This window comes from Amycolatopsis sp. NPDC049252 (genome assembly GCF_043197175.1).
GTDB lineage: Bacteria > Actinomycetota > Actinomycetes > Mycobacteriales > Pseudonocardiaceae > Amycolatopsis.
In genome coordinates this window covers 43,623-62,059 of record NZ_JBICSQ010000052.1, presented here as the reverse complement: position 1 = coordinate 62,059, position 18,437 = coordinate 43,623, and the positions used below count along the sequence as shown (strand labels likewise).

The 18,437-nt window shown below is 70.9% G+C and carries 20 protein-coding genes and 1 pseudogene; 11 read left to right on the top strand and 10 right to left on the bottom strand.

Annotated features, from left to right (window positions below; genetic code table 11):
- From ACGFMK_RS34880 to ACGFMK_RS34870, 3 genes and pseudogenes are all read left to right on the top strand, one after another.
- Positions 1-211, top strand: a pseudogene (locus ACGFMK_RS34880) (amidohydrolase); the annotation flags it as partial.
- Positions 212-222: 11 nt separating this feature from the next.
- On the top strand, positions 223-1,851 hold the full coding sequence (gene lnt, locus ACGFMK_RS34875) for an apolipoprotein N-acyltransferase (RefSeq protein ID WP_392772480.1): 1,629 nt from the start codon (positions 223-225) through the stop codon (positions 1,849-1,851).
- 26 nt (positions 1,852-1,877) lie between these two features.
- Positions 1,878-2,645 (top strand): polyprenol monophosphomannose synthase, encoded by a 768-nt coding sequence (locus ACGFMK_RS34870; RefSeq protein ID WP_392772475.1) that lies wholly within the window; start codon positions 1,878-1,880, stop codon positions 2,643-2,645.
- Here the strand turns inward: ACGFMK_RS34870 and ACGFMK_RS34865 are convergent.
- Positions 2,632-3,381, bottom strand: a complete 750-nt coding sequence (locus ACGFMK_RS34865; RefSeq protein WP_392772472.1) for a class I SAM-dependent methyltransferase — start codon at positions 3,379-3,381, stop codon at positions 2,632-2,634. The two genes, ACGFMK_RS34870 and ACGFMK_RS34865, sit on opposite strands and share 14 nt — an antisense overlap.
- Positions 3,378-4,151, bottom strand: coding sequence for a DeoR/GlpR family DNA-binding transcription regulator (locus ACGFMK_RS34860; RefSeq protein WP_392772469.1), 774 nt, complete (start codon positions 4,149-4,151; stop codon positions 3,378-3,380). The genes ACGFMK_RS34865 and ACGFMK_RS34860 overlap by 4 nt, the downstream gene beginning before the upstream one ends.
- Positions 4,152-4,199: 48 nt before the next feature.
- On the opposite strand from ACGFMK_RS34860, the gene ACGFMK_RS34855 reads away from it, so the two are divergent.
- Complete coding sequence (locus tag ACGFMK_RS34855; protein WP_392772466.1) at positions 4,200-4,868, top strand: NUDIX domain-containing protein; 669 nt, start codon at positions 4,200-4,202, stop codon at positions 4,866-4,868.
- 402 nt (positions 4,869-5,270) lie between these two features.
- Here the strand turns inward: ACGFMK_RS34855 and ACGFMK_RS34850 are convergent, their stop codons facing one another.
- The 3 genes from ACGFMK_RS34850 to ACGFMK_RS34840 all read right to left on the bottom strand — a co-directional run bounded on the left by ACGFMK_RS34850 (position 5,271) and on the right by ACGFMK_RS34840 (position 8,032).
- Positions 5,271-5,618: an RNA polymerase-binding protein RbpA gene (locus tag ACGFMK_RS34850; RefSeq protein ID WP_003081521.1), complete on the bottom strand. Its 348-nt coding sequence runs from the start codon at positions 5,616-5,618 to the stop codon at positions 5,271-5,273.
- A 226-nt stretch (positions 5,619-5,844) separates the two neighbouring features.
- On the bottom strand, positions 5,845-6,609 hold the full coding sequence (locus ACGFMK_RS34845) for a thymidine kinase (RefSeq protein WP_323328184.1): 765 nt from the start codon (positions 6,607-6,609) through the stop codon (positions 5,845-5,847).
- 22 nt (positions 6,610-6,631) lie between these two features.
- Positions 6,632-8,032, bottom strand: a complete 1,401-nt coding sequence (locus ACGFMK_RS34840) for an MFS transporter (protein ID WP_392772461.1) — start codon at positions 8,030-8,032, stop codon at positions 6,632-6,634.
- A gap of 244 nt (positions 8,033-8,276) precedes the next feature.
- On the opposite strand from ACGFMK_RS34840, the gene ACGFMK_RS34835 reads away from it, so the two are divergent.
- Positions 8,277-8,945: a transglycosylase family protein gene (locus ACGFMK_RS34835; protein WP_392772458.1), complete on the top strand. Its 669-nt coding sequence runs from the start codon at positions 8,277-8,279 to the stop codon at positions 8,943-8,945.
- Positions 8,946-8,958: 13 nt separating this feature from the next.
- On the opposite strand, the gene ACGFMK_RS34830 is transcribed toward ACGFMK_RS34835, so the two are convergent.
- A complete protein-coding gene (locus tag ACGFMK_RS34830) occupies positions 8,959-9,741 on the bottom strand; it encodes a glycerophosphodiester phosphodiesterase (protein ID WP_392772455.1) in 783 nt (260 codons plus the stop codon).
- Between the two features lie 66 nt (positions 9,742-9,807).
- On the opposite strand from ACGFMK_RS34830, the gene ACGFMK_RS34825 reads away from it, so the two are divergent.
- Positions 9,808-10,194: a hypothetical protein gene (locus tag ACGFMK_RS34825; RefSeq protein ID WP_392772452.1), complete on the top strand. Its 387-nt coding sequence runs from the start codon at positions 9,808-9,810 to the stop codon at positions 10,192-10,194.
- A gap of 28 nt (positions 10,195-10,222) precedes the next feature.
- Here ACGFMK_RS34825 and ACGFMK_RS34820 read toward each other — a convergent pair whose 3' ends face one another.
- Both ACGFMK_RS34820 and ACGFMK_RS34815 read right to left on the bottom strand, forming a co-directional pair.
- Positions 10,223-11,185 (bottom strand): tyrosine-type recombinase/integrase, encoded by a 963-nt coding sequence (locus tag ACGFMK_RS34820; protein ID WP_392772450.1) that lies wholly within the window; start codon positions 11,183-11,185, stop codon positions 10,223-10,225.
- Positions 11,186-11,743: 558 nt separating this feature from the next.
- Complete coding sequence (locus ACGFMK_RS34815) at positions 11,744-12,259, bottom strand: GNAT family N-acetyltransferase (RefSeq protein ID WP_392772447.1); 516 nt, start codon at positions 12,257-12,259, stop codon at positions 11,744-11,746.
- 42 nt (positions 12,260-12,301) lie between these two features.
- On the opposite strand from ACGFMK_RS34815, the gene ACGFMK_RS34810 reads away from it, so the two are divergent.
- The 4 genes from ACGFMK_RS34810 to ACGFMK_RS34795 all read left to right on the top strand — a co-directional run bounded on the left by ACGFMK_RS34810 (position 12,302) and on the right by ACGFMK_RS34795 (position 15,828).
- Positions 12,302-12,859: a helix-turn-helix domain-containing protein gene (locus ACGFMK_RS34810; protein WP_392772445.1), complete on the top strand. Its 558-nt coding sequence runs from the start codon at positions 12,302-12,304 to the stop codon at positions 12,857-12,859.
- Positions 12,860-12,908: 49 nt separating this feature from the next.
- On the top strand, positions 12,909-13,553 hold the full coding sequence (locus tag ACGFMK_RS34805; protein ID WP_392772442.1) for a DUF1345 domain-containing protein: 645 nt from the start codon (positions 12,909-12,911) through the stop codon (positions 13,551-13,553).
- 63 nt (positions 13,554-13,616) lie between these two features.
- Positions 13,617-14,222, top strand: coding sequence for a TetR/AcrR family transcriptional regulator (locus tag ACGFMK_RS34800; RefSeq protein ID WP_392772440.1), 606 nt, complete (start codon positions 13,617-13,619; stop codon positions 14,220-14,222).
- Entirely contained in the window at positions 14,206-15,828 is a 1,623-nt protein-coding gene (locus ACGFMK_RS34795; RefSeq protein WP_392772437.1) for an acyl-CoA dehydrogenase family protein, read from the top strand. Before ACGFMK_RS34800 ends, ACGFMK_RS34795 begins: the two co-directional genes overlap by 17 nt.
- On the opposite strand, the gene ACGFMK_RS34790 is transcribed toward ACGFMK_RS34795, so the two are convergent.
- Positions 15,825-16,358, bottom strand: coding sequence for a TetR/AcrR family transcriptional regulator (locus ACGFMK_RS34790; RefSeq protein WP_392772434.1), 534 nt, complete (start codon positions 16,356-16,358; stop codon positions 15,825-15,827). The genes ACGFMK_RS34795 and ACGFMK_RS34790 overlap by 4 nt on opposite strands.
- Positions 16,359-16,435: 77 nt before the next feature.
- On the opposite strand from ACGFMK_RS34790, the gene ACGFMK_RS34785 reads away from it, so the two are divergent.
- Positions 16,436-17,647 carry an FAD-dependent monooxygenase gene (locus ACGFMK_RS34785; protein ID WP_392772431.1) on the top strand — a complete coding sequence of 404 codons (1,212 nt, stop codon included), beginning with the start codon at positions 16,436-16,438 and terminating at the stop codon, positions 17,645-17,647.
- 168 nt (positions 17,648-17,815) lie between these two features.
- On the opposite strand, the gene ACGFMK_RS34780 is transcribed toward ACGFMK_RS34785, so the two are convergent.
- Positions 17,816-18,394, bottom strand: coding sequence for a DinB family protein (locus tag ACGFMK_RS34780; RefSeq protein ID WP_392772428.1), 579 nt, complete (start codon positions 18,392-18,394; stop codon positions 17,816-17,818).
- Positions 18,395-18,437: the final 43 nt, after the last annotated feature.

Genomic DNA, 18,437 nt, shown 5'->3' with positions numbered 1-18,437 from the left:
GGCTCCGGGCGCGCCGGCGCACTACGCGATCTGGGACGCGACGGACCTCGTCGTCGCCACCCCCGACACCCGGGTGCAGCGCTGGTCCACCGATCCGCGGGCCGGCGTGCCGCCGCTGCCGCGCCTCGTGCCCGGTGCGGAGCTGCCGCGCTGCCTGCGCACGGTGCGCGCGGGCGAGGTCGTCTACGACGACTTCACGCCGGGCACCTAGAGTCAGCACCTGTGGCAGTCACCGTGGCGGACCCCGAACCGGGCGCTTCGCACAAACCCGCTCGTACCAGGCGCTTCCCCCGGATGGGGCTGCTGCGGCTGGCCGCGGCGCTGGTGTCCGGATTCGCCTATTACCTGAGTTTCGCGCCCCGCCCGCTGTGGTGGCTCGCCCCGCTGGCGTTCGCCGGGTTCGCGCTCGTGCTGCGCGGCCGCGGCTTCCGGGGCGCGTTCGGTTACGGCTTCGCGTTCGGGTTCGTGTTCTTCCTGCCGTTGCTGACCTGGCTGCTGGACTTCCTCGGCCCGGACTTCGGCCCGTGGCCGTGGCTGGGCCTGTCGTTCGCGCTGGCGCTCTACTACGGCCTGGCGGGCGGGCTGATCACCTGGGTGTCCCGGCTGCCGCTCGCGCCGCTGTGGGGCGCGCTGATCTTCATCGCGATGGAGACCCCCCGCGCGTGGTTCCCCTTCGGCGGCTTCCCCTGGGGCCGCGTCGCGTTCAGCCAGCCCGAAGGCGCGTTCCTGCCGCTCGCCTCGATCGGCGGCGCGCCCCTGGTCGGTCTCGCCGTCGTGCTGAGCGGCTTCTGCCTCGCCGCGTTCGCCGGACGGCTCTGGGACGCCCGCGGCGCGCTCAGGCCCGCTCTACGCGCCCGGCGGACCGTCCTGGCCGCCCTCGGCACGGTGCTGCCCGTCGTCGCGGGCCTGGCGCTGTGGCCGACCATCGGGACCGCCGCGCAGGACGGCGAGCGCACGATCGCCACCGTGCAGGGCAACGCGCCGAACATCGGGCTCGCCCTGCAGGGGGAGCGGGACCTGCTGCGCCGCAACACCCTCGCCGAGAGCGAGCGGCTGCTGGACGCGATCCACGCCGGGAAGGTCCCGAAGCCGGACCTGGTCCTGTGGCCGGAGAGCGCCACCACGGTCGAAGGGCCGGACCCCCAGGTCGACCAGCTCGTCGCCAACTTCGGTGTGCCCGCCCTGGTCGGAGCGCTCTACGTGCTGCCCGACCGGCACATCCAGAACTCCGTCATCGTCTGGGACCCGCGCACCGGGCCGGGCCGGCGCTACGCGAAGCAGCAGCTGGTGCCCTTTGGCGAGTACGTGCCCGCCCGCAAGCTCGCGGCGCTCGTCACGCCGTTCGTCGACCAGGAGACCGTCGACATGGTCCCCGGCGACGGCGCCAATCAGACGCTGACCGCCGCGGGCACCAAGGTCGGCGTGTTCGTCTGCTACGAGGCGGCGTTCGACTACCCGGCCCGCGACGCCGTGCGCGACGGGGCCGAGGTGCTCGTGGTGCCGACCAACAACGCCTGGTACGGCGAGAGCGAGATGAGCGTGCAGCAGCTGGCCATGTCCCGGCTGCGCGCGGTCGAGCACAGCCGCCCGGTCGTGGTGTCCGCCGTCTCAGGCGTGAGCGCCGTGGTGGCCCCCGACGGGACGATCACCAGCTCAACCGGCCTTTTCACCGCCGATTCCCTGGTCGGGCGCGTGCCGTTGCGCACGCAGACTACGCTGTCGGATCGACTCGGTGCGTGGACGGAGTACGGGTTGCTGGCACTGGCGATCGCCGGGGTCGCCGGCGGGCTCGTACTCCGTTTTCGCACCCGGCGCACCAGCGCCGGCACGGCAGGGGACACGGCGGACTGACCGCCGGGGATATCGGAGGAGCACGGATGTCGCAGGCGCCGCGGGGGGCCCGGGGAATCGAGCCGGTGCTGGTGGTGATCCCGACGTACAACGAGCGGGAGAACCTCGGGCCGATCCTGGACCGCCTGCACAGGGCACTTCCCGAAGTGGACGTGCTGGTCGTGGACGACGGCAGCCCGGACGGGACCGGTGAGCTCGCCGACGAGCGCGCCGCCGCGAACGAGCACGTCCACGTCATGCACCGGAGCCAGAAGGCCGGGCTGGGCGCGGCCTACATCGCCGGGTTCCGCTGGGGTCTGGCGCGGGAGTACAACACGATCGTCGAGATGGACGCCGACGGCTCGCACGCGCCCGAGGACCTGCCCCGGCTGCTGGACGCGGTCGGCGACGCCGACCTGGCCATCGGTTCGCGGTACGTGCCGGGCGGCAGCATCGTCAACTGGCCGGTGAAGCGGCAGATCCTCTCCCGGGGGGCGAACTTCTACTCGCAGGTGGCGCTGGGCATCCGGACCCGTGACATCACCGCCGGGTTCCGCGCCTACCGCCGTCCGGTGCTGGAGAAGCTGGCGCTCGACGAGGTCAACTCGCACGGCTACTGCTTCCAGATCGACCTGACGCTGCGCACGACCGAAGCCGGGTTCGAGATCGTCGAGGTGCCGATCACGTTCACCGAGCGCGAGATCGGCGTGTCGAAGATGGACGGCTCGATCATCCGCGAGGCGTTCCTGCGCGTGGCGTCGTGGGGTGTGCAGCGCCGCACGACGCAGCTGAAGCGGCTGTTCAACCGCGGCTGACCGCCGTCACGATCCAGGCTCGGGAGCCGAGAAGGACGCCGTCGGGGGTCTCGTGTGCGGCGAACGCCGCGCGGAGCCGTTCTGCGGCGTCTTCGCTTCCGGTCAGTTCCTGCACGTCCTTGAGGCCGAGGGCGACCTCGGTGGCGGTCGCGCTGTCGGGTCCGTAGCAGACGGGCTCGGCGACGTCGGTGAACGTGACGCCGGTGAAGCCCGCGCCTTCGAGCAGCGTGCGTGTCGTCTCGGTGTCACCGAGGGAGAAGTGTGGACCGGCGGGCGGTGGCGTCGTATCGGGCGCCACCGCGTCGTGCAGGACGCCGTACCACTCGTTGCGGGCGCGTTCCTGCCAGACGAGCAGCACCAGGCGCCCGCCGGGCCGCAGGGCGCGGGCGAGGTTGGCGAAGGCGGCCGGCGGATCGGCGAAGAACATCGCCCCGAACCGGCTGAGCACGACGTCGAACCCCCGTGCCGGGAACGGGTGGGTCTGCGCGTCGGCGACCTCGAACGCCGCGCCACCGAGCTCGCGGGCCCGGGTGATGGCCGCCGCCGAGACGTCGACCCCCAGGACGTGCCCGGTCTCCGACGCCAGCGCGGCGTCCCGGGTGGACTTCCCGGTGCCGCAGCCGACGTCCAGCACGTCCTCGCCCCGCGTGACCGCCGCGGCGACCCGGAACCGCTCGTTGTGCGGGCGGACCTCGGCGTCGAACAACGCCGCGAACTTCACCCGGTGCTCGCTCATGCCCCTCCTCGGCCGGCCGCGAACCGCAGTTCGACCCCCAGGTCTGCAAGGTTCTGCACGATGGGGTCGCGCTCTTCGGCATCGGTGATGATTCCGGCGACGCCGGTGAAGGGCAACACCGTGAACCGGGAGGCCGCGCCGATCTTCTCCGCGCTCGCGAGCACGTACGTGTCGGCCGCGCGACGGGCCAGCGTGCGTTTCATGGCCGCTTCGTCGGCGTCGCCGGTGGTCAGGCCGGCGTCGGGGTGGACGCCGGTGACGCCGAGCAGGAAGACGTCGGCGCTGATCGCCTGGGCGGCCTCGGCCGCGGCGGCGCCGCAGGTGACCGCGGAGTGCCGGAACAGGCGTCCGCCCAGCAGGAACACGTCGATCTCGTGGTGGTCCAGCAGCGCGGCGGCGACGGTCGGGCTGTGCGTCACGACGGTCGCTTCCAGGTCGCGGGGCAGCGCCTTCGTGACGGCGAGGGTGGTGGTCCCGCCGTCGAGGATGACGGTCGACCCGGGCCGGACCAGCCCGGCGGCGAGGGCGGCCACCCGGTCCTTGCCACCGACCGCGATCGAGGTCCGGCTCGCGTAGTCGGCGACCGCGGGGGAGACGGGCAGCGCCCCGCCGTAGACGCGCTGGCAGAGCCCGGCCGCGGCGAGGTCCCGCAGGTCACGGCGGATGCTGTCTTCGGAGACGCCCAGCTCGGCCGCGACGTCCTTCGCCAGCACCTTGCCGTCGGCGGCCAGTCGGCCGAGCAGCAGTTCCCGTCGTTCGCCGACCAGCATGCACGATCCTCCTTGTTTCTGCCGAGTCGTGCACATTATGGTCGCGGCATGACCACTTCGACAAGCGTTCCCGGGATCGACGTCCCGGACCACCGCGGCCGCACCGGCCTCGACCGGGCCGGGCGTGACCTGGACCGGAACCCACGGGTGCGCGTCACCGGCGTCGAGCTGCTGGCGGCCGGGTGGCACGTGCTGCGCCGCACGACGTTCGACTACGAGCACGGTGACGGGCGGCGGACGACCGAGCAGCGCGAGACCTACGACCGCGGCAACGGTGCCACCGTGCTGCTGTATGACCTCGAGGGCGCCACGGTGCTGCTGACCCGGCAGTTCCGCTACCCGGTCTACGTCAACGACCACCCCGACGGGATGTTGCTGGAGGCCGCAGCCGGGCTCCTGGACGACCAGGACCCGGAGACGGCGATCCGCCGCGAGGCCGAGGAGGAGACCGGCGTCCGCATCGGGGAGCTGGAGCACGTGTTCGACGTCTTCATGAGCCCAGGCTCGGTCACCGAGCGCCTCCACTGCTACGCCGCGCCCTACCGCCCGTCCGAGCGCGGCGCGGGCGGCGGGCTCGCGGAGGAGGGGGAGGACATCGAGGTGGTCGAGCTGCCTTTCAAGGAGGCCCTGCAGATGGTGGGCACGGGGGAGATCACCGACGCCAAGACGATCATGCTGCTGCAGTGGGCGGCTCTGGAGGGCCCGTTCAGCCGGTAACCGCCGGTCGTGGCGGGCACCCTCATGGGCCACTGAGGGTCGCGGGTCCCCCGGAGTGCGGCTGAGCAGCGGCCCCGCGGTGCCGTGAAGGGCACCCTCATGGAATCAGGCGCGCTGCCGGAGCGCGTGCGGCTGGTCACGAGCTGCGGCTGGGGGGTGCCGTGAAGGGGCACCGCGGCGAGCCGTTGGCCAACCCGATGACGCGCCGCGGCTCTGGAGTCCTGCCAGCGGAAATGTCGTGAAGGGCACCCTCATGGTTGTAAAGCCATGAGGGTGCCCTTCACGACCGGCGAGGGCCGGCGGAGCGAGTCGTGCGGGTATGCGAAAGGCCCCCGCGGGGGGAGGTCGCGGGGGCCTTTCCGTTGTGGTGAGAGCTTGGCTACGAGCCGAGTCCCGAAGGGGTCACGCGGACCGGGAGGTCCGGCGGCCCTTCAGCTCGGCGAGACGTTCGTTCAGCAGGTCCTCGAGCTCGGGAATGGTGCGCCGCTCAAGCAGCATGTCCCAGTGGGTCCGCGGCGGCTTGACCTTCTTCTGCTCGGGCTGCCCGCCGTCGACGATCTCGGACTCGCTGCCGTGCAGCCGGCATTCCCACACCGTCGGGATCTCGGCGTCGTCGGAGAACGGCACCTCGAACTCGTGGTTCTTGGGGCAGGCGTAGCGCACGGTGCGTCGCGGGGCGAGGTCGTGGTTGCGGTCGGTCTCGTAGCTGACCGCTCCCAGCCGGCTTCCACGAAGAACACGGTCGGCCATGATGGGGTCCTTTCAGTCAGCTCCGGGGTGGAGCCAGGGTGGTGCTCACCCTATGCAACGACTCAGGGGCTCCGGGGATTCCCGGTTCACCATGTCGTTGCTCACGATGAGCTGCGTCACCCGCCGGGATCAGCTTCCTCTAGTAGGAGGGATTTCGCGCTCCGGCGTGACGTCAATACGGCCTTCTTAGTGCTGATATCCCCCGGATGGGCTACTCGCGCCTCGCTCAGGTCAACCGTAACTGACCGTGATGAGCCGTTACGGGTCCCAGGTCACCCGCCCGAAAGTGGCGGCGACACAATACCTGATAACGCAAAGTAGCAGATTCGGCCTCAAAACGTGCTGAAGCTGAAGTTTCAACTACGGATTGTTCGGTATCTGCGACGACCACCGTATCGCCTTCGCGCACAACCTCGCCGTCGAGCACCCGTGCGTTGAACCGCCCGGGCAGCCCGCACCAGCACAGCACCTCCACCTGAACCGGCTGCAGCTCGTCCGCCAGTTCGAACAGACGAGCGGCTCCGGGGAACAGCCGGCTGCGGAAGTCCGTCGCGATCCCGAAGCAGTAGACGTCGATCTCGACCTCGTCGGCCAGTTCGGCCAGCTGGTCGACCTGCCCGGGGGAGAGGAACTGCGCCTCGTCCACCACCACGTAGTCCACGTGCTGCCCGCGCGACCACTCCTGGCGCACCAGGTCACGGACGTCGGTCTCCTCGCCGACCTCCACCGCCTGCCGGCTCAGCCCGATCCGGCTGGAGATCTGCGGCGCGCCCGAGCGGTCGTGGCGCACCAGCACCAGCCCGCGTCTGCCCTGGCGCGCGTGGTTGTGGTCGATCTGCAGCGCCAGCGTCGACTTCCCGCAGTCCATCGGCCCGTAGCAGAACTTCAGCTTGCCCACCGGCGGCGTACCGCGGCGCGAACCGGCCGCGGGGACCGACGACAGCGCGTCGGTGGGATCGGGGCCGGCGGCCCGGTCGTTCAGCAAGGTCACGACCGCCGACCCTATCGGGGAGCTACAGCACCTCGGGCGGACGGTTGCCCGCCGCCTCGATCGCCCGCCGCACCGGCACCAGCCGGACCAGCACCAGACCCGCCACGAAGAAGATCACCAGCGCCACGATCGCCAGCCGGAACGACCCCGTCGCCTGCCCGACCCCGGCGAACACCAGCGGCCCCAGCCACGACGTCCCGCGCTCGCCCACGACGTAGAGCGAGTAGTACTGCGCGTCCTTGCCCTTCGGGATCATCTGGCTGAACAGCGACCGCGACAGCGCGTTCGTCCCGCCCAGCACCAGCCCGATCCCGACGGCCACCGCCAGGAACTGAACCAGCTGCTTCGGCTGGACGAAGTACGCACCCACGAGCACCACGATCCACAGCACCAGGCTGCCCAGGATCGTCCGCTTCGCCCCGATCCGGCGCGCCACCAGCCCGTGCAGCGTCCCACCCAGGTAGGCCACGAACTGGATCACCAGGATCGTGACGATCAGCACCTCGTCGCCGAATTTCAGCTCGTCCTTGCCGTACTGCGCCGACACCGTCACCACCGTGTTGATGCCGTCGGTGAAGACCAGGTAGCTGCCCAGGAAGGCCAGCGTCAACGGATACGCCTTCGCCGCGGCGATCGTCTGCCGCAGCTCGCCGAACCCCGCCCGCAGCACCGACCTCCCCGGCGCCACGTCCACCGGCGTGTGGTCGCGGGGGAGCGCCCGCACCGCCGGGAAGGTGAACACCGCCCACCACAGTCCCGAGGTCAGGAAGCAGATCTGCACCGCGAGGCCCTTCGACACGCCGAACGCGTCGTGACCGAGGTAGAACCCCAGCTGCAACGCCAGCGCCAGCCCGCCGCCCAGGTACCCGAACGCCCAGCCCTTCGCCGAGATGTCGTCCCGCTCGTCCGGCCCGCCGATGTCGACCAGGAACGAGTAGTAGACGACTAGCGAACCGCCGTAACCGATGTTCGCCACGATGAACAGCACCACGCCCAGCTGCCAGTCCGACCCGGCGAAGAAGAACATCGCCGCCGCCGCGGCCGCGCCCAGGAACGCGAACCCGCCCAGGATCCGCCGCTTGTTGCGGCTCCGGTCGGCCACCGCGCCGGCGATCGGCAGCACCAGCACCTGCACGACCGTCGCCACCGACAGCAGGTAACCCCACACCGAGCCGGCCGGGAAGTGCAGCCCGAACAACGTCACGTCGCAGTGGTGCAACGTGTCCGCCGCACCCGACGCGTCGACACACGCACGGTCCCCGTTAAGGGTGATGTTCGACTTCGCGTCCGAGGCCGCGATGGTGCTCATCGAGAGCGCGCCGAACACCGTCGTCGACGACGAATAGAACGGCGAATTCGCCCAGTCGTAGAAATACCAGCCCCAGCGCTCGCGCTTCGTCGAGCGCGTCCCGGCCAGCGTCATCCACGGCTCCTCGAGGTCAAGAACGTCCAGGTCAGCGCGGAGACTACGGGGAGGCGGCACCGACGATCACCGCAACACCGAAACGTGTCCGGTTTGTCGCATCGCGGCCATCCGCCACTTCCGTGGTCAATGGCGGTTCACGTTCCGCCGCGTGTCGCTGACGAGCGTGAACAGTGTTTCGTGTGAGACTGGAGCGCGCAGTGTGTCTCTTGTGGTCAGAGAGACGCGCTCCTACTGTGCTCTCATGATCCACAGTCGGAGACGTACCGTCGCGAGGCTCCTGCTCCTCGCCTTCGCCGCTTGGGGTCTGCAGCTGACCGTCCCCGCCGTCGCCTCCGCGGACCCCGCGTCGACGGCCTGGGCCAAGCTCCGCATGTGCGAATCGAGCGGCCGCTACGCCACCAACACCGGCAACGGCTACTACGGCGCCTACCAGTTCGACCTCCCCACCTGGCGCAGCGTCGGCGGCGCCGGCCGCCCCGACCAGGCCGCACCCGGCGAACAGGACTACCGCGCCCTCTACCTCTACCGGATGCGCGGCTGGCAGCCCTGGCAGTGCGCCGGCATGCTCAAGCTCTCCGGCGACGCCGACGCCCGCAGCAAGCGCGTCCCCACCTACGCCGACTCCGCCTACATCGGCGGGGGACCGGCCCCTGCCCCCACCCCGCCACCCCCGAGCGGCAAACCGCCGTGGCCCGGTGTCGTCTACGCCTACGGCGACTGCGCCGCCCCGCTCAAGACGTTCCAGCTCCGCATGAACGCCTTCGGCTACGGCTTCACCGGAACCGGCTGCTACTACGAGAAGACCCGCGACGCCGTCCTCGCCCTCCAGCGCGCCAACGGCATCAAGGACAGCGGCCTCCTCGGGCCGAAGACCTGGGAAGCCGCCTGGAGCGGCAAACCACCCCGCTGACGAACCCGGCCGGTCAGGCCTGCTGCCACATACCCCGCTCGATCAGCACCTCGCGCAGCAGGTCCGGCCGGTCCGTCACGATCCCGTGCACCCCGAGGTCCAGCAGCGCCCGCATCTCCGCCGGGTCGTCGATCGTCCACGTGTGGACCTCGATGCCGGACCGCCCCGCGATCGACACGAACGCCTTGTCCACCACCCGCAACGCACCCTGACGCACCGGCACCTGCGCCATCACCCCCGCCACCAACCGCCGCAACGGCAGGATCGGCAGCTTCCCGCGCGCCCACAGCGCCAGCACCGACCGCGGCCCGACCGCCGTCACCAGCTTCGGCCCCGCCAGCTTCCGCAACCGCGCCAGCCGCGCATCCGAGAACGACGCCGCCGCCACCCGGTCGTGCGCCCCCGCCCGCTCCAGCACGTCGACGAACGGCCGCACCGCTTGATCGGCCTTCACGTCGATGTTGAACCGCGCCTCCGGCAACTCCTCGAGCACGTCCTCCAGCCGCGAAAGCGCCGCCTTACCCCCGACCTTGACGCCCTTCAGCTGCTCCCACGTCTGCGACGCGATCGCCCCCGAGCCGTCCGTAGTCCGGTCCAGGTGCGTGTCGTGGTGCACCACCACCACACCGTCCGACGTCGCGTGCACATCCGTCTCGATGTACCGGTACCCCTCCGCGAACGCCCGCTGGAAAGCCGGCAACGAGTTCTCCAGCCCGGCCAGCTCGTCCAGGTGCCACCCACGGTGGGCGAACGCACGGGGGAGCGGATCGGCGAGATACGGAAAAGACGAGCCCATGCCCCAAGTGTGCACGTCCGGCATGGCCCCGGCATGAGCAAGCGGTGGCCAGCTAGGGTCTCCCGGGTGAGGGAAGCCGCCGAACTAGCCCAGCCAGCACCGCCCGCCGAGGACCTCGTCCCGGCCCGCCGCGGCGCACCCAAGCACTGCGGCTGGTGCGGCCGCCGCCTCCCCGAAGGCGGCAACGTCGGCCGCCGCCGACGCTACTGCGGCCAGTCCTGCCGCCAGCGCGCCTACGAACGCCGCACCGCCCTGCAGCGCAGCGGCCTCCCCGAAGACGCCGTCGTCCTCTCCGACACCGAGATCGCCGCCCTCCAGGACCGCCTCTTCCAGCTCCGCTGCGCCGCCGAAGACATCGTCACCGCCGCCGACGACGGAGCCGACCCAGCCGAGCTCCGCGGCCTCGCCGACGAGATCGCCCGCGCCGCCAAGGACCTCGAACAACTCCGCTGACCGTGACCGACGTCGCACGCGACCCCGCTCACCCCAGCCCGTCCAGCGCCCGGTACGTCCGGTTGCTCGCCGCCGCCGCCCGCTGCTCCCGGCCCGTCGCCTCGATGTAGTTCTGACTCGTCGCCAAACTCGCGTGCCCCAGCAACGCCATGATCTCCGACGCCGTCGCCCCGTCCTCCGCCAGCCGCGTCGCGAACGTGTGCCGCAACGCGTGCAGGTTCGCGCCCACCGGCACCCGGTCGTGCAACCCCGCACCCCGGTAACACGACTTCACCAGGTACTCCAGCGCACCCCGCCCGATCGGCTCACCCGACCGATCCAGCAACAGCGGTGAACCAGGGGAGAAGCGCACACTCGGGAACCGCACCCGGCACGACTCCCGGTACCGCTCGATCAGCTCCGCCAGCACCTGCTGCACCGGAATCGACCGATCCCGGCTGCCCTTCCCCTTCACGTGCAACCGCAGCTCACCCGCGCGCCCCACCAGCGACCGCGGCGTCAGCGCCCGCATCTCCGCCGCCCGCAACCCCGCCACCAGCCCCAGCGCGATCACCAGCACGTCCCGCTCTGGCCACGGGTCCCGCGCGCGCCGCGAACCCGCGGCCGCCGCCGACAGCAGCTGCTCCGGCGTTTCCTCACCCCGCAACGGCTTCGGCGTCAACGCCGGCGTCCGCGGCCGCGCCACCGCACCCATCGGATTGCCCGCCAGCAGCCCGTCCGCCACGCAGAACGTCAGGAACTGGTTCCACGTCGACCACGCCCGCAGCACCGAGCTCTTCGCGTGCCCGTCCGCGAACACCCCGAACACCGACCGCAGCGCCTGCCCGGTCAGCTCCGCCACCTCCAGATCCTCGGCCGGCCGCCCGAGCTCCGAAACCAGGAGAGTGGTGATCCCGGCCAGATCCCGCCGGTAGGCGTCAGTGGTGTGCGGCGAGTCCTTGCGCGGCCGGCGCGCGGCGAAGAAGGCTTGCTGGGCCTCGGAAACCTTCATGGTGGATCTTGTACCGTACGGCACCGACAATTCCGTTCACCGGGTGCCGTCCGATTTCATGCATAATTGCCATTATGCATGAAATGTCGGAATCGCTGGGCATCCGCTCCCGGGGGATCCGGGATCCCGCCTGACGGCCATTTCAAGCCTTCGGATGCCCAATCGGCGTACGGCGGGGCATGCGCACACATGTTCGACTGTCGACCCGGGTCGACAGCGGGCGGGTCGAGAGCTGAGCGTCGCCTGGGCAGGGCGTTGAAGGTCCGTCGGCTCGCGTTCGACCTGATATTGCCCAGTCTAGTTTCGTCACCGTGACGTTTTAGGGTCGAGTGGCAGGACATCGAAAGTGCAGCTCCAGGGGGATGTTCTCCGCGACCCCGCCGGCCTGCTGGAGGGACTCCCTGGAGGCCCCTGTGGCGCGATGCGCCCGGGCAGCGCGTCCGCTCCCGGGTGTTCTCCCAGGAGAAGCCGTCCTGGCGAAGAACTCCCGCGCACACCGGCTCTTTCACCCCTCTTGGGTGATCTCCGCAGCGTGTGCCTTAGTGCCGATAATGTACATTATGTCAAGTAATCGGGATCTGGCGCTCCCTCGTCGTCCGACAGGTCCTTCTGGACCCACGCGACGTCTCGCCAGGCTCCGTGCTTCCAGCCCACCCTGCGGTAGACGCCCACCGGTTCGAATCCCAGTGCGCGGTGAAGTCCGGCGCTCGCGTCGTTCGGCAACGTCATCCCGGCCAGCGCTCGCCGGAGCCCGCGCTCGCGCAGTCTCTCGAACAACGTCTCGTACAACGCTCGCCCCGCGCCTGTGCGGCGTCGGCCGGATTCCAGGTAGATGCTCGTCGTGCACGACCACCGGTACGCGGCGCGCTCGGCGAACGGGTGCGCGTAGGCGAACCCTGCTACCTGGCCGTCTTCTTCGAGGACGAACCAGGCGTGGGCGCCGGCGATGCGGCGGGCCATTTCGTCGGTGTCCGGTGGTTCGGTTTCGAAGGATATGGCGGTGTCGGTGACGTACGGCGCGTAGATGGCGGCACAGGCGGCCGCGTCGTCTTCGGTGGCGTCTCGGATCTTCATGGCTCATATGGTAGCCATAGATAGTCGTATAGTATCAACCCCATGACCGATCCCCTGACCGTTCGCCTTGCGGCGACCGTGCACGCCGCGCGGACGTCGCGCGGCCTCTCCTCCGCTGTCTTGGCCGAAAACTCCGGGGTGTCCCGGGCGATGATCGGGAAGATCGAACGGGGTGACGTCCAGCCGACGGCCGCGTTGCTGGCGAAGCTGTCGGCCGCGCTGGGGTTGACGTTGTCGGAGCTGATCGCGCGCGCCGAGGGTGACGAGCGGCGGGTGGTGCGGGCGGCGGAGCAGCCGGTGTGGGTGGATCCGGACAGCGGGTACCGGCGGCGGTCGCTCTCCCCCGCGTCCGGGCGTCCGCTGGAGCTGGTGGAGATCGAGCTGCCGCCGGGTGCCGAGGTGCCGTTGCCGGCGAGCACGTTCCTGCGCCAGCAGATCTGGGTGCTGGACGGGCACCTGCGGATGCGTGAGGGCGCCGAGGTGCACGAGCTGGACGTCGGGGACTGCCTGGTGCTGGGGTCCGCGCGGGACCGGGTGTTCGCGAACCCGGGGTCGCTCCCCTGCCGGTACCTGGTGGCGCTGGTCCCCCGGGCCACCTGACCAGGTGATCCCGGGTGCCGCCGGCGCGCGAGACCGCTAGCTTCGCGCGATGCGGCGTCTGCGGCGGGTCTGGATCCAGGGTGCGGAGTTCCTGCTGGTGTTGCTGGGTCTGGGGTGGCTGATCGCGCCGAACACCGGGCTGGATGTGGTGTTCCTGCTGGCGTGGGACGTGTTCGCGCTGGTGGCGATCGTGTCGCGGTGGGTGCGGATCCGGCGGTACCGGCTGGTGGAGGACGAGGCTGAGCCGTCGTGGCTGCACAGTCTTCTGGGGCGTCGGTGGAACTTCGCGGCGACGCTGGTGGTGAGTGTGGTCGGGATGACGGCGGGTGGGCTGATCCTGGTGGCGAACACTATCGCCGAAGAGGACGACGAGATGGCGTTCGTGCTGCAGATCAGCGGGGTGCCGGCGGTGCTGGCGGCGTGGATCCTGCTGCACTTCGGGTACGCGGACCGGTACGCGCACCTGCACTACCAGGCCGCTCCCGGGCCGGGGCTGCGGTTCCCGGCGACGGAGCGGCCGAACCTGCTGGATTTCGCGTACTTCGCGTTCACGGTGGGGACGTCGTTCGCGACGTCCGATGTGGAGGTCCGGGCGCGGCCGATCCGGTACACCGTGCTGACGCACAGCGTGCTGTCGTTCGTCTACAACACGGCGATCCTGGGGATCGCGGTGGGCGTGATCACCGGGAAGTGATGGCGGGGGGATCGGGTACCGGAGCGTTGACTGAAGCAATGAATCAGTGCTTCACTTCTTGACGTGCCCTACCGCCGCACCCCGAAGGTGCAGGAACGCCTCGACGCGCAGCGCGAGACGATCGTCGCCGCCGCGACCCAGCAGCTGGCCGAGCACGGCTACGGCGGGTGCTCGGTCGCCGCGGTCGCCGACCGGGCCGGGGTGGCCGTCGGCAGTGTGTACCGCCACTTCCCCACCAAGGCCGAGCTGATCGTGCACGTGTTCCGGCAGGTCGTGACGCGGGAGGTCGAGGCGGTCCGGGCGGCCTCGGCCGGGCTCGGGGATCCCGCCGAGCGGGTCCTGGCCGTGTTCGAGACGTTCGCCCAGCGGGCGCTCAAGGCACCGCGGCAGGCCTACGCCCTGCTGGCCGAGCCGGTCGACGCGCTCATCGACGCCGAACGGCTCGAGTTCCGCCGCGCGTTCACCGACGTCGTCGCCGAGCACGTCGCGGCCGGCGTGCGGGACGGGGTGCTGCCGCCGCAGGACGGCCGGCTCACCGCCGCCGCGCTGGTCGGGGCCGCCGCGGAGGTCCTGATCGGACCGTTGACCAGTGGAAACGAACAGGACGTCGCCGCGCTGCGCACGTTCGTCATTCGCGCTCTAGGAGGTTCCGATGCCCGCCACGCATGAGGTCGTCAACCAGGTCCCGCCGTTGAACGGCCACGACGTCGCCGACGACCCGGCGCTGCTCGACGGGCTCGAGCGGGCCGGTGCCGGGTGGGCCGCGGCCGAGGTGCACGAGCTGGGCCGGCTGGCCGGGACCGAGCTGGTGCAGGACTGGGGCCGGCTGGTCAACGAGAACGAGCCGGTGTTGCGCACGCACGACCGCTACGGCCACCGGATCGACGAGGTGGAGTTCCACCCGCACTGGCACGACCTGATGACGGTCGCGGTGGAGCACGGGCTGCACGGGACGCCGTGGCGGGACCCGCGTGCAGGTGTCCACGCGGCGCGCGCGGCGAAGTTCTACGTCTGGGGTCAGGTCGAGGCCGGGCACAGCTGCCCGATTTCGATGACCTACGCCGCGATTCCGGCGCTGCGGGCGAACCCGGAGCTGGCGGCGCGGTACGAGCCGCTGCTGGCGGCGACCGAGTACGACTTCGGGCTGCGGGAGCCGAGCACCAAGCGTGGGCTGATCGCGGGCATGTCGATGACCGAGAAGCAGGGCGGCTCGGACGTCCGCGCGAACACCACGACGGCGACCCCGTCGGCCGACGGCAGTTACACCCTGGTCGGGCACAAGTGGTTCACCTCCGCGCCGATGTCGGACATGTTCCTCACGCTGGCGCAGGCGCCGGGCGGGCTGTCGTGCTTCCTGCTCCCCCGCGTCCTGCCCGACGGCTCGCTCAACCCGATCCGGCTGCAGCGGCTGAAGGACAAGCTGGGCAACCGGTCCAACGCGTCGTCCGAGGTCGAGTACGACAACGCGGTCGGCTGGCTGGTCGGCGAAGAAGGCCGCGGGGTTCGCACGATCATCGAGATGGTCAACAACACCCGGCTGGACTGCGCGCTCGGTAGCGCGTCCGGGATGCGGCTGGGGGCGGTGCGCGCGGTGCACCACGCGACGCACCGGTACGCGTTCGGCAAGGCGCTGGTCGACCAGCCGCTGATGGCGAACGTGCTGGCCGACCTGGTGCTGGAGTCCGAAGCCGCGACGACGGTGGCGATGCGGCTCGCGGCCGCGGGTGACCGGCCCGGTGATCCGCAGGAGCAGGCGTTCCGGCGGCTCGGGCTGGCCGTGACGAAGTACTGGGTGTGCAAGCGGGCGCCGTCGCACGCGGCGGAGGCGCTGGAGTGCTTCGGTGGCAACGGTTACGTCGAGGAGTCCGGGATGCCGCGGCTCTACCGCGAGGCGCCGCTGATGTCGATCTGGGAGGGCTCGGGCAACGTCGCGGCGCTGGACGCGCTGCGCGCCATGGGCCGTCAGCCGGAGTCGGTGGCGGCGTTCTTCGAGGAGGTCGAGCGGGCCGCCGGTGGTGACGCGCGGCTGGACGACGCGGTCGACCGGGTGCGCAAGGAGCTGACCGACCTGGACGGGATCGAGTACCGCGCGCGGCGACTGGTGGAGTCGCTGGCTCTGGTGCTGCAGGGTTCGCTGCTGGTGCGCCACGGCCACCCGGCGGTCGCGGACGCCTTCTGCGCGTCCCGCTTCGGCGGTGACTGGGGCATCGCCTTCGGCACGCTGCCGGTGGGCGTGGACACGGGCGCGATCATCGAGCGCGCCGCGGTGCGCTAGCGGCCGAGAGCGTCGAGGGCCGCGGCGACCGCCGCGGCCCTCAGTTCGTCGACGGGGGCGTCGGGGAACTGCATGCAGACGTCCTGCAGGCCGCCGAGGGCGAGGATCGCGCGAGCGGCCTGTTCGAGCGTCGGCTCGGGGCCGCTGATCAGCTCGGTGAGCCGGGTGCGCCAGGAGAGGGCCTTGTCGATGAGCCCGAGGTCGGCCAGGGTCGGCGTCTCGGTGAGCAGCATGATGACGTCTTCGCGGTGCCGGTAGTTGAAGTCGAAGAAGCCCTCGATCAGCTCCTGGACGGGGGCGTCGCCGCGGGCCTCCTGTTCGACCAGGAACTTCTCGCCGTCGTCGAGCAGCGGCTGGACGATGCTGCGCACCAGGTCTTCGCGCGACCGGAAGTGGTAGTAGAGCGCGGGCTTGGTGATGCCGAGGCGGTCGGCGATGTCCTGGAGGCTGGTGCGCTGGACGCCGTGGCGCGTGAACAGGTCGCGCGCGGTGGCCAGGATGCGTTGCTTGGTGTCGGAGGGTTTCGGCACCGTCACAGCATAACTGACTTAACGATAGGTAAGGACTCGTGCTACAACTTACCTACCGTTAAGTCAGGGAGGTACTCATGCGGATACTCGTCCAGGGCGCCAGCATCGCGGGTCCGGTGCTGGCCCATTGGCTCGCCCGGTATGGCTTCGACGTCACAGTCGTCGAGCGCGCGCCGGCGCTGCGCAAGACCGGCGGCCACGCCGTCGACCTCTTCCGCCCGGCCATGGACATCACCGAACGGATGGGCGTGCTCCCCCACGTCGAGGCGCTGGCGACGGGGACCACCCGGATGACGCTGCACCGGGAAGGCGCGCGGCGGCCGACGCGGGTCGACCTGTCGAAGATCTTCCAGGCCACCTCGGACCGGCACGTCGAGATCATGCGCGACGACCTCAGCGAGATCTACTACGACGCCGGCCGCGACGACGTCGAGTACCTGTTCGGCGACTCGATCACCGCCGTCTCCCCCGACGGTTCGGTGACCTTCGAGCACGCCGCACCGCGGAAGTTCGACGTCGTCGTCGGGGCCGACGGGCTGCATTCGAACGTGCGACGCCTGGTGTTCGGCGAGGAAGCCGGGCAGACCCGGTTCATCGGCGCCTACCTCGCGGTGCTGTCGCTGCCCGACACCCTCGGCCTCGACGGCCAGACCGTCGCCCACCTCGGCGCCGGGCGCACCGCGGCGATCTACCGCGCCCGGCACATGGACGACGCCCGCGCGGTGTTCCTCTTCCGCCGCGACGAACCCCTCGACTACCACCACCGCGACGCCGCCCGGCAGAAGCTACTGCTCCGGGAAGCTTTCGCCGGCATGCATCCGCAGGTCGACGGCTGGTTGGCCGAGCTGGACGGCGAGCCCACGTTCTACTTCGACTCGATCACGCAGCTGCAGCGCGACACCTGGTCGAAGGGCCGCGTCACCCTGGTCGGCGACGCCGGGTACTGCCCGGGCCCGGCCGTCGGCGGCAGCACGAGCCTCGCGGTGCTCGGCGCGTACGTCCTGGCCGGCGAACTGGCGGCGGCGGGCGGTGACCACACGCGCGCGTTCGCCGCTTACGAACGGGAGATGGGTGACCTGGTGCGGAAGAGCCGGGCCTTCGCGCTGGGTGCGGCCCGGAGCCTGATCCCCGGTTCCCGCGCCGGAGTCTGGGCCCTCGCTCGCGGCGGGCAGCTGATCTCGGCGTTGCCCGCCGGGGTGACCCGGGCGATCGCGAAGCTCAACACCGGCGGCGTGCGCATGCACGACTCGATGCAGGTCAAGGACTACGCGGTCACCCCGGTCGGCTGAGCCCGCGGGGTCGTGAGTGGCACCGAGGGTTCTGGGCAGAGCTGCGTTTGCCGACCTACGCCTCGTGCTGGTCGCGGCCCGTGCGGGATAGCCGACACGCCGCGACCGAGCCGCGGACCCCGGCCAGTGGGTGACCGAATACGGGTCCGCCCTAACCCTCCTGAACACTCACGACCCCGGCCCGGCGTGCTGGTCGGCGGCCTCCTGGACGCGGGCGACGTGCCGGTCCCACCACCCGGCGTCGCCGGCGTCGTCGTGGTCGCGGCCCGGGCGGCCGTCGAGCAGCTCGCGGACGATGTCCGCGTGCCCGGCGTGGTGGGCGGTCTCCGCGATGACCCGCACCAGCAGCGAGCCGAACGTCGTCCGGCGGCGTTCCTCCGGCCACCACGCGACCGTCGCCGGGGCGTCCAGTGGCAGCTGCGCGATCGACTCGTCGGAGTGCTGCCACGCCCGGCGGTAGAGGGTGACCAGCTCCTCGCGGGTCTGCTCGGCGGTGGCCCACATGTCCGCGCTGTCCCAGACCGACTCGTCCTCCACCCACGGCAGCCGCACCGGTGCCGGGCGGCCCACGCAGTCGCCGAGGTAGCCGAATTCGCCGCTCGCGACGTGCTTGACCAGGCCCAGCAGGTTGGTCGCCGTCGGGGTCATCGGCCGGCGGATGTCGTACTCGCTCAGCCCGTCGAGCGACGCGAGCAGGCTTTCGCGCGACTCCTGGAGGTAGCGGTGCAGATCGGCGGAGAGGTCCATGCCGCGCACGCTAGCGCGGGGCACCGACAAAAAGACCGGGCGG

What these genes read in the sequence shown, in the direction of transcription:
- ACGFMK_RS34870 (WP_392772475.1), top strand. Translation starts at nt 1,878, where the DNA reads ATGTCGCAGGCGCCGCGGGGGGCCCGGGGAATCGAGCCGGTGCTGGTG.
- ACGFMK_RS34860 (WP_392772469.1), bottom strand. Translation starts at nt 4,151, where the DNA reads ATGCTGGTCGGCGAACGACGGGAACTGCTGCTCGGCCGACTGGCCGCC.
- ACGFMK_RS34840 (WP_392772461.1), bottom strand. Translation starts at nt 8,032, where the DNA reads ATGACGCTGGCCGGGACGCGCTCGACGAAGCGCGAGCGCTGGGGCTGG.
- ACGFMK_RS34855 (WP_392772466.1), top strand. Translation starts at nt 4,200, where the DNA reads ATGACCACTTCGACAAGCGTTCCCGGGATCGACGTCCCGGACCACCGC.
- ACGFMK_RS34810 (WP_392772445.1), top strand. Translation starts at nt 12,302, where the DNA reads ATGACCGATCCCCTGACCGTTCGCCTTGCGGCGACCGTGCACGCCGCG.
- ACGFMK_RS34780 (WP_392772428.1), bottom strand. Translation starts at nt 18,394, where the DNA reads ATGGACCTCTCCGCCGATCTGCACCGCTACCTCCAGGAGTCGCGCGAA.
- ACGFMK_RS34815 (WP_392772447.1), bottom strand. Translation starts at nt 12,259, where the DNA reads ATGAAGATCCGAGACGCCACCGAAGACGACGCGGCCGCCTGTGCCGCC.
- ACGFMK_RS34820 (WP_392772450.1), bottom strand. Translation starts at nt 11,185, where the DNA reads ATGAAGGTTTCCGAGGCCCAGCAAGCCTTCTTCGCCGCGCGCCGGCCG.
- ACGFMK_RS34865 (WP_392772472.1), bottom strand. Translation starts at nt 3,381, where the DNA reads ATGAGCGAGCACCGGGTGAAGTTCGCGGCGTTGTTCGACGCCGAGGTC.
- ACGFMK_RS34830 (WP_392772455.1), bottom strand. Translation starts at nt 9,741, where the DNA reads ATGGGCTCGTCTTTTCCGTATCTCGCCGATCCGCTCCCCCGTGCGTTC.
- ACGFMK_RS34850 (WP_003081521.1), bottom strand. Translation starts at nt 5,618, where the DNA reads ATGGCCGACCGTGTTCTTCGTGGAAGCCGGCTGGGAGCGGTCAGCTAC.
- ACGFMK_RS34785 (WP_392772431.1), top strand. Translation starts at nt 16,436, where the DNA reads ATGCGGATACTCGTCCAGGGCGCCAGCATCGCGGGTCCGGTGCTGGCC.
- ACGFMK_RS34805 (WP_392772442.1), top strand. Translation starts at nt 12,909, where the DNA reads ATGCGGCGTCTGCGGCGGGTCTGGATCCAGGGTGCGGAGTTCCTGCTG.
- ACGFMK_RS34795 (WP_392772437.1), top strand. Translation starts at nt 14,206, where the DNA reads ATGCCCGCCACGCATGAGGTCGTCAACCAGGTCCCGCCGTTGAACGGC.
- ACGFMK_RS34835 (WP_392772458.1), top strand. Translation starts at nt 8,277, where the DNA reads ATGATCCACAGTCGGAGACGTACCGTCGCGAGGCTCCTGCTCCTCGCC.